This window comes from Paenibacillus sp. P4_A7, from assembly GCF_056402455.1.
The window spans coordinates 1-5,154 of the sequence record NZ_JBFUHJ010000407.1; the positions used below are offsets into that span (position 1 = coordinate 1).

Annotated in this window: 4 protein-coding genes; all 4 read left to right on the top strand. The window is 45.1% G+C overall.

What is annotated here, in order from left to right; genetic code table 11:
- On the top strand, positions 1-559 hold a 559-nt coding region (locus AC1DWN_RS27505), incomplete at its 5' end, for an ABC transporter ATP-binding protein (protein ID WP_477562072.1).
- Positions 525-1,598: an efflux RND transporter periplasmic adaptor subunit gene (locus AC1DWN_RS27510; protein ID WP_477562073.1), complete on the top strand. Its 1,074-nt coding sequence runs from the start codon at positions 525-527 to the stop codon at positions 1,596-1,598. The genes AC1DWN_RS27505 and AC1DWN_RS27510, both read left to right, overlap by 35 nt.
- A gap of 3 nt (positions 1,599-1,601) precedes the next feature.
- Positions 1,602-4,523 carry an ABC transporter permease gene (locus AC1DWN_RS27515; protein WP_477562074.1) on the top strand — a complete coding sequence of 974 codons (2,922 nt, stop codon included), beginning with the start codon at positions 1,602-1,604 and terminating at the stop codon, positions 4,521-4,523.
- 5 nt (positions 4,524-4,528) lie between these two features.
- A partial coding sequence (locus AC1DWN_RS27520) for an ABC transporter ATP-binding protein (protein WP_477562075.1) occupies positions 4,529-5,154 on the top strand: 626 nt, incomplete at its 3' end.

Below are 5,154 nucleotides of genomic sequence, written 5' to 3' on the forward strand. Positions count from 1 at the left end.
GCTTAGAGGCAGATCTGGTTCAGGAAAGACGACCTTGTTGAATTGCTTGGGTGGATTAGATACTCCGAGTAAGGGTGAAGTTTGGTTTAATGGCAAGCATTTCGACAAAATGAGCGATAACGAGAGAACTCTTGTGCGCCGCAAGGACATGGGGTTTATTTTCCAAGCGTTTGCGCTCATGCCGCTGCTGTCTGCTTGGGAGAACGTGGAGCTGTCGCTTCGTATGGCTGGCATACCACGCGGCCAATGGAAAGAACGGGTTACACAGTGTCTAGAGCTAGTCGGTCTAGAGAAACGAATGACTCATCGTCCATTTGAGATGTCTGGCGGAGAACAGCAGCGTGTGGCCATTGCTAAAGCAATTGCACATAAGCCGATGCTCCTCCTGGCGGATGAACCGACAGCTGAGCTTGATTCAGGGATGTCGGCACAAATTATGGCGGTTTTTCAAAATATAATTCGCACTGAAAATGTTACGATTTGCATGACTACACACGATCCTACGATTTTGGAGGTTGCCGACCATGTTTATGAAATGGTGGACGGAAAGTTTATTTAAACGTTCAGTTATTGTTGTAATGAGTGCTTCTCTGATATTTACAAGTGGTTGCTCTTTACTTCCTAAGGAAGAGGAAGAGGAAGTACTGCCAGAGATAGCACCAGCTCAAATATCAAAAAAACCGGAGTATGAGGTAACGACAGCGAATCTCGAGACGAAGGTTCCTGTAATCGGAAAATTAATTTCAATGAAGGAAGAAACGCTTTTCTTCACGATGGATGGCAAAAATTTGAAAGAGCTTTATGTGAAAACAGGTGATGTCGTTAAGGCTGGTCAAGTAATTGGCGAGCTTGATGTAGATGAATTGGTCAAAAACTTACGATTGGCGAAGATCGCGTTTAAGAAAGAAGAAATTGCGATGAAAGAGACTCTTCGTCAGCGCGATGAGATGGACCAAATTGAATTTGAGGAAAAATCGATTGCGTTCGAAGAACAGAAGCAAAAGCTCCTTGATCTTGAAGAGGAAATAGGCAAAGCGAGTTTAACCTCCCCATTAAATGGCACGATCGTTACATTAAACGTTCAAAAGGGTGATGTCATTAAAAAATACGCTCCGATTGCGATCGTAGCAGATACAAGTCAAATTACACCTGCAGCAAAGCTTACGAAAACCGAGCTTGAGAAAGTAGCAGTTGGTATGGAGGTTGTTGTCAACATTAGCAATGTCGGCAATTTCAAAGGTAAAATAAAGCAGCTGCCTATTAAAGGCGAGGAACAGAATAACGGTGGAGGCATGGGGGGGATGCCAGGTGAGTTGAAGCCTGAACGCCCAGAGGACTTTCTCATTGTCGATATTAAAGACTTGCCAAAAGGATTGAATAGAGGCGCACCTCTATCGATTAATATTATTACTAAGCGCACAGAAAATGCTATTGTTATTCCTCCTTCCGCGTTACGCACGATTGGTTCCCGTACTTATGTACAGGTAGTTGAAGCTGAGGGCAAACGTGAAGTTGATGTGGAAGTAGGTCAACAGACCTCGACGCAGATCGAAATTTTGCAAGGGTTAAAGCCGGGGCAGAAAGTTGTAGGTCGATAGCCAATGGGAATTCCGCTGTTTCGTTTTTTGTTCCGCAAAATGTGGAACACTCGCTGGCTAACCATTAGTACGTTGGCGGGACTGACCTTAGCGGTAGCTTTCGCAACCAGCATACCGATGTATGCGGACGGCGCATTGAAAAGAGTTGTAGCCGAATCGCTGCAGCAGAAGAGCGTAGGCTTACCTGCTGGTTCTTTGTTAATGCGGTATCAGTCACCCGCTGGCGGGAAAACGGATTTACCGGCATTGTCGGAGCTAGAAAGATACATTATTAATGATGTACCGAAAGAACTAGGATTTCCTTTTAGTACATACTTAAAGAGCTATTCGATCAGAAGCTCTGAGGTGACTCCGGAGGATTCTTCTAAGGTTGATGCTGGTCGACCTAGACAATTGTCCATTATGACGATGTCTGGATTGGAGGCGAAGACAGAGCTGACTCAAGGACGGTGGTTTGTTAACGCAGAGGGCGATGAGTCGCTGCTCGAAGCCGTCATGTTAGAGGAAGCTATGTATCGCAATGATATACATATCGGTGATATTTTTGAATATCCGGTATACGGCGGTCTAGATCTTACATTAAGGGTCAAAATCGTCGGGGCAGTTAAGCCATTACTTGATACCGATCCATATTGGTATCAAGGACTAGAAGGCATGCTGAACACGTTTCAAATCAGTGATGATGCCTTTATGAAGCTGCTGCTTGCCAAAAAGAAAATTCCGCTTCACAATGCTGGTTGGTATTATGCATTTGATTTATCAAATATTAAAACCAGTCAATTGACACCGCTTGGCAGAACGCTGGAGCGACTTAATATTGAGTTGTATCAGCGTCTGAAAGACACAAGAGTGGAGATCTCTTTCGCTTCTACGCTCACAGAGTTTAAGAAGCAAAGCTTGCAGTTGCAAACGCTGTTGTTTACTCTCGCAGCACCGATGCTTGCTATGGTCTTTTTCTTTATTGCCATGAATGCCCGACAGTCACTTGATAAGCAGCGAAGTGACATTGCCGTTCTACGCAGTCGTGGTGCAGGTACAAGGCAAATCATTTGGATTTTCTTACTTGAAGGATTGCTGCTAGGAGCGTTTGCGCTCACAATTGGTCCATTTATTGGATGGTTTATGGCGAAGAGCATCGGTTCTGCAAATGGATTTCTTTCGTTCGTCAGCCGCAAATCCATTCCTGTAGGCTTCTCTACTGAGGCCATTATTGCAGGAGGAGCAGCTGTGTTACTTGCACTGCTTGCAACTATTATTCCAGCTATTATGTATGCTCGTTCTTCAATTGTAAGCTACAAGCAAGAGCTTGCTCGATCTGATCGCAGACCTGTATGGCAACGCTGGTTCTTTGATGTAGTGCTGCTAGGTGTTGCCGGATACGGCTGGTACATGTTTAATGAACGTCAGATGCTGACGTTTCAGACTGGAATGACTACGGATCAGCTAAATGTACAGCCATTTCTGTTTTTCGTTCCTGCACTGGCCATATTTGCGTTAGGATTATTTTTTCTAAGATTATTTCCATGGTTGTTAAAGCTCTTTCAATGGCTCGGTCGCAAGTTTTTACCTGTTCCGCTATTTTTAACTTTGACGCAATTATCACGTTCAACTAAGGGCTATTATCCAATTATGATTCTATTGGTTTTAACGCTTGGACTCGGAGTATATAACGCTTCTGCAGCAAGAACGATTRATCTGAACTCGACTGAACGACTCCTTTATAAATATGGATCTGACGTTATTGTGCAGACCGTATGGGAAGGGTCGCCGGAAATTACTACGACCGGAGGATCTGGCGGAGGTTCAGGAGGCGGTAGTGGTGCTGGGGGTGGTTCAGGTGGAGGTTCCGGTGGCGGTTCAGGATCTGGTGGATCTGGTGGATCTGGTGGATCTGGAGGAGGTGGTGGCACTACTGTACCGACACGGGTCTTATACAGCGAGCCTCCTTTTGAGCTCTTCCGCTCACTTGAAGGAGTTCAAGCAGCTGCTCGTGTCTTGCAGACCAAAGGCAACGTCGTAGTATCAGGCAAATCGATTGGTCAAGGTACAATTATGGGCATCGATAACTCAGAATTTGACGATGTAGCTTGGTTCCGCGATGATTTGTATCCTGTTCATCCGAACTATTATCTAAATAATTTAGGTAAATTTGAACATGGAGCGATTATCCCGAAAGGTGTAGCGGAGAAATATCAGCTAAAGTTGGGCGATATCGTGTCAGTCGGCTTCCCTGAAGGTATGCTCGAATTTACAATAGCAGGAATACTTCCTTATTGGCCGAGTCAATACCCTGATAAATCGCCGTTTATTATTACGAATTTAGATTATCTTTATGATCAGCTTCCACTAATGCCTTATGAGGTATGGTTGAAGATGAAGCCTGATGCGAAGGTTGCACCTATTATTGAATCGCTGCAAAAAGCAGGTATAGAGCTTGCGACAGTGAAGGATGTAAGAAGCGAACTTATCTCGCAAGCCAAGCACCCATCCAGAGGTGGCGTTTTTGGGATATTGAGTCTTGGATTTCTCGTTTCGGTCGTCATTACTTTAGCTGGATACATTCTATTCTGGTTCTTTAATTTATCTGGCAGGGCTGTGCAATTCGGMGTATTAAGAGCTATGGGATTATCGCGTAAACAATTAACAGGCATGCTGCTTCTTGAGCAGTTGTTCACAGCCGGATTAGCGATAGGACTTGGCGTTCTGATCGGTAAAGCTGTCAGCCTTCTTTTCCTTCCTTTCTTGCAAACTACCGAAAACGTTGCAGAAACGGTTCCTCCTTTCCGAGTCGTCTTTGACTCGAATGACACGAACCAACTCTTCATTGTAGTAGGATTCATGATGCTGACCGGTGCGTTAATTCTCTTCCTACATATTCGTAGGCTAAGGGTGCATCAAGCGGTCAAAATGGGAGAGGAGCGTTAACGGCTATGATCGAATGCGAGGGTTTAGTTAAGATATACAAAACAGATGATCTTGAAGTCGTAGCGCTTCAAGGCCTTAATTTGAAGGTGAACGCTGGCGAGCTAATGGCTATTATCGGCAATAGCGGCAGTGGGAAGTCTACACTTCTGAATACGTTAGGCGGTCTCGATCGGCCCTCAGCCGGACAGGTGAGGGTCGGTCCATGGGATTTGCTGAAGATAACTGAAGAAGAGCTAGTGAAATACAAGCGCGAAACAGTAGGCTTCATCTGGCAAAATAATGCGCGTAACCTGCTGCCCTATTTGTCAGCACTTGAGAACGTAGAAATGCCGATGATGCTTTCTGGTAAGGTTGACCGAGCGTACGCCAAGCAGCTGCTTGAGTGGGTTGGGCTGAAGGAACGCATGCACAACAAACTGCATCAGCTTTCCGGAGGTGAGCAGCAGCGGGTTGCTATTGCGATCTCGTTGTGTAATCGTCCGCAGCTATTGCTAGCGGATGAGCCGACAGGTTCTGTAGATACAGCGACTTCTGATTTAATCATGGGCATCTTCCGTAGGCTTAATAAAGAAATCGGAATAACGATTGTAATTGTTACACATGATTTGACGCTTGCAAGTAAGGTAGATCG

Bases quoted from the DNA above. Each gene is read 5' to 3' on its own strand.
- AC1DWN_RS27510 (WP_477562073.1), top strand. From the start codon at position 525: ATGTTTATGAAATGGTGGACGGAAAGTTTATTTAAACGTTCAGTTATT.